Origin of the sequence: Blautia sp. AF14-40, from assembly GCF_003479665.1 — a bacterium.
Classification (GTDB): Bacteria; Bacillota; Clostridia; order Lachnospirales; family Lachnospiraceae; genus Fusicatenibacter; species Fusicatenibacter saccharivorans.
This window is the reverse complement of the sequence record NZ_QUHK01000066.1, coordinates 1-3,312: the sequence shown is the minus strand read 5'-3', so window position 1 is coordinate 3,312 and position 3,312 is coordinate 1. Positions and strand designations below refer to the sequence as shown.

2 protein-coding genes are annotated in these 3,312 nt (G+C 42.8%); both read left to right on the top strand.

The window, feature by feature from the left end:
• Nucleotides 1–2,835 (top strand): SrtB-anchored collagen-binding adhesin (locus DWW13_RS17825; protein ID WP_118720757.1); only part of this gene is annotated, 2,835 nt, incomplete at its 5' end.
• A gap of 238 nt (nucleotides 2,836–3,073) precedes the next feature.
• On the top strand, nucleotides 3,074–3,312 hold a 239-nt coding region (locus DWW13_RS17815; protein ID WP_118720759.1), incomplete at its 3' end, for a YdcP family protein.

Here is a 3,312-nt window from a genome sequence, read left to right as displayed (position 1 = left end):
TATTGTATCGACATCAATACAGATTTTAAGAATGGCTACAAGACCAGAGCTGACGCAAGCTCACGCATGAGTGCCGACCAGATTTCAGATGTGGCGTTATCCTTAGAATATGTCAAACAGTATGGCGAAGCCCACAAGGAACTGAACTACAAACAAGTTTATCTATTGGAACAATGTGTAGTCTGGCAGAGATTGAGCGTACATCTCGGCTGGCAATGTGATAACGTGCGAGCTTCTTATGATGAAATTCCAAAGGCAACGCAGGACGAAGTTTTCTCTGGTGCAAGAGCCTTTGTCAAAGAAAATAAAGGACGCTATGAATGTGGAGGTTATATCTACTCTGGCGAGGGACAGGAATTAGGGCAATTCTGGGCGAAGTTGAATGTCGGAAATGCTACACTTCAAAAGACTTCCAGTAATACCGGCATTACAGACGGTAACGAAAATTACTCTATTGCTGGTGCAACATACGGTGTCTTTGCTGATAAGGACTGCACAAAACAGCTTGCCACCCTTACGACTGATAAAAACGGAAATACAGATGTTGTAGAGGTAAAAGCAGGCACAATCTATATCAAGGAATTATCCGCACCAGCAGGATATAAGGTAGATAAAACTGTATATTCCTTAAAGGTTGAAGCTGGAAAGACAGCAACATTGAAAGTATCTGATACGCCAAAAGTAACGGACACTTTGATTGAGCTTTTCAAGATTGACATGGAAACACAGAAAAACAATCCGCAAGGGAACGCTTCTCTAGCAGGCGCGGAATTTACATGGAAGTATTATGCTGGCTTCTATAATAAAGACAATCTCCCTGCCGAAGCTACTCGTACATGGGTTACAAAGACAATCGCTGAAACAGACAGCGACGGGACAGCCCACTACATTACAAAATTAGCGGACGCATACAAGGTATCTGGCGACAGCTTCTATATGCAGGACAGCAAAGCGGTTCTTCCACTTGGGACGCTAACCGTAGAAGAAACAAAAGCTCCAAACGGCTACTTGTTAGAGGGTGCATATATGCAGGCTGGCGATAAGTCCGAACAGATAAAAGGCTTATATGTAACACAGATTACCGAGGACGGCGACCTTGCCGTATTATCTGGAAGTAACCAGTTTTCCGTATCAGACAAGGTTATCCGTGGCGGTGTCAAAATTCAGAAACGAGATTTAGAAACGGGCGATACCAAACCACAAGGAAGTGCCACTTTGAAAGATACTGCCTTTGACATCATTTCCTTAAATGATAATGCGGTATTGGTTGAGGGCAAGCTCTACAAGAAAAATGAAGTCGTAAAGACTATTCATACAAACCTTGAGGGTGTCGCTTCCACTTCTGCTGACCTTTTACCTTATGGAAATTTCAGTATCGCTGAAAGTGAAGCTCCAAACGGATATTTGACAGACGGTGCAAAACCGATTGATTTTGCAATCACAGAAAACGGAAAAATCGTGGACTTAATCGACGAAGCCCATTCTATCTATAATCAGATTAAGCGTGGCGATATTGAGGGCGTAAAAATCGGTGCAGGCACACACAAGCGTCTTGCTGATGTTCCCTTTAGGATCACAAGCAAGACGACGGGCGAAAATCATGTGGTGGTAACTGATGATAACGGGCAATTCTCCACTTCTGCTGACTGGGCTTCTCACAAGCACAATACTAACGCAGGCAAGACCAGCGAGGACGGTGTGTGGTTTGGAACTTCTGAACCAGACGACAGCAAAGGTGCATTGCCTTATGATACCTACATCATTGAAGAAATGCGTTGCAACAGTAACAAAGGCTTTGAACTTATCCCACCTTTTGAAATCGTGGTATCAAGAAATAATCTTGTGATTGATTTAGGGACTTTGACTGATGAATACGAAAAAGAAATCTCTATCCATACCACAGCAACCAGCAAGGACGGCGAAAAGACTATCCTTGCAGGAAAAGAGGTTACGATTGTTGATACTGTCAAATTAGACGGACTTACAAAAGGCACAAAATACCAGCTCAAAGGTTGGCAGATGTTAAAGGAAGAAAACGCCGAGCTTATCATTGACGGGAAACGTGTAGAAAACGATTATACCTTTGTCGCTGATGATGAAGAAATGAAAGTGGAAATTTCCTATACATTCAACGCGTCTGCTTTAGGTGGCAAGAACCTTGTTACCTTTGAGGAATTGTATGATTTAAGCAATCCAGACGAACCCGTAAAAGTTGCGGAACACAAGGACATTGAGGACGACGGGCAGACGGTACTTATCACAGAGCGTATCATCAAAATTCATACGACTGCTACCGATAAGGACGGCAACAAAGAGATTAAAGCAGGAAAAGACGTTACAATCATTGATACCGTAACCTTAGAGGGCTTAGAAGTCGGTACACAGTACAAACTTGTGGGCTGGCAGATGTTGAAAGAAGAAAATGCAGAGTTTCTTATCAATGGAAAACGTGTGGAAAGTGATTACACCTTTACTGCTGACAGCGAAAACATGAAAGTGGAAGTTGTCTTTACCTTTGACGCTACTTCCCTTGACGGAAAACAGCTTGTAACTTTTGAGGAATTATACGATTTAAGCAATCCAGACGAGCCGAAGAAAGTTACCGAGCATAAGGATATTGAGGACGAGGGACAGACGATTACTTTTAAGGAAAAGCCAGAAGAACCAGAGAAACCCGAAACACCACCGACACCGGAAAAGCCTAACAGACCTAGCGACAGTCCAAAAACGGGCGACAGTACAAATGTAATGGCATTTATCGTGATGTTGCTTGCGTCTGCTGGTGGACTGGCTGGAACATATCTTTACAAACTCCGTAAAATGAAAAAATCATAAGGCGGTAACGGTATGATGAAAGAAAAATCACGTTCTCCGCCGAAGCGGTCAAACGGCAGATTTTTGCTTATTCTGGCTTGTCTGCCAACAACCTGCAAGAACACGGATAGTCAAGGGTGCGTAAGCATTGACTTTACCCTTTACTATCTGGGGGATTGCTGGTACTTCCCCAACCGCCAGAATAAGAAATCACAATCAAAAAACTTATCAAATATAGAAAGAAACGAGGTAAAACAATATGGAAATGAAATATGTCGTGCCAGATATGGCACAGTCTTTTGGAACTCTTGAATTTGCAGGGGAAAGCGAGCCTATCTTTGAAAGAGATAAAAACAATCGCAAGGTCATAGCCAGACGAAGCTATAACCTTTATTCTGACATACAGAAAGGCGAAAATGTTGTGGTGGAAATTCCTGTGCAGGCTGGCGAAAAGCATTTCAAGTATGAGCAGAAAGTAAAACTTGTCAATCCGAAGTT